Annotated in this window: 1 protein-coding gene; it reads left to right on the top strand. The window is 59.6% G+C overall.

Features of this window, described 5'->3' with window-relative positions; all coding sequences use genetic code 11:
* Positions 1 to 112: 112 nt before the first annotated feature.
* On the top strand, positions 113 to 750 hold a 638-nt coding region (locus HV796_RS42955; protein ID WP_175233640.1), incomplete at its 3' end, for an alcohol dehydrogenase catalytic domain-containing protein.

Raw genomic sequence — 750 nt, 5'->3', positions numbered from 1 at the left:
GTGACGCGGCAGAGTGGTTTAAAGCGACGACAGGCGCGCGTCAGCTTCGACCGCCCGAACTAACATGCGTCGCTGTGTACGGGCCGATCCAATGCAACCGGAGTTACCGACAATGAAAGCACTCGTTTATCGTGGTCCTGGCAAGAAGGCCGTTGAAGACCGTCCCAAACCGGTTATCGACGCGGCTACCGACGCCATCGTCAAGATCAGCAAGATGACGATCTGTGGAACGGACCTGCACATTCTCAAGGGCGACGTCGCGACCTGCCAGCCGGGTCGCGTGCTCGGGCATGAAGGCACAGGCGTCATCGACGAGGTGGGGCCGGGCGTGACCACGTTCAAGCCGGGTGAGCGCGTTCTCATCTCATGCATTAGTGCTTGCGGCAAGTGCGAGTATTGTCGCAAACAGATGTATTCGCATTGTGTGAGCGGCGGCTGGATTCTCGGCAACAAGATCGACGGCACGCAGGCCGAATTCGTCCGGATCCCGCATGCGGATACCAGTCTTTACCGCATTCCAGAGAACGCCGACGAAGAGGCACTCGTGATGCTGAGCGATATCCTGCCGACGGGTTTCGAATGCGGCGTGCTCAATGGCAAGGTTGAACCCGGAAGTACGGTGGCTATCGTTGGTAGCGGGCCGATCGGACTCGCGGCGTTGCTCACGGCCCGCTTCTATTCGCCTGCCGAAATCATCATGGTCGATCTGGACGACAACCGGCTGGAGACCGCGAAGCGTTTCGGTGCGAC

The sequence above is a fragment of the Paraburkholderia humisilvae genome, assembly GCF_902859855.1.
Taxonomy (GTDB): domain Bacteria; phylum Pseudomonadota; class Gammaproteobacteria; order Burkholderiales; family Burkholderiaceae; genus Paraburkholderia; species Paraburkholderia humisilvae.
Note: the sequence above shows the minus strand (reverse complement) of the source record. Positions and strands in the feature narration are given on the sequence as shown.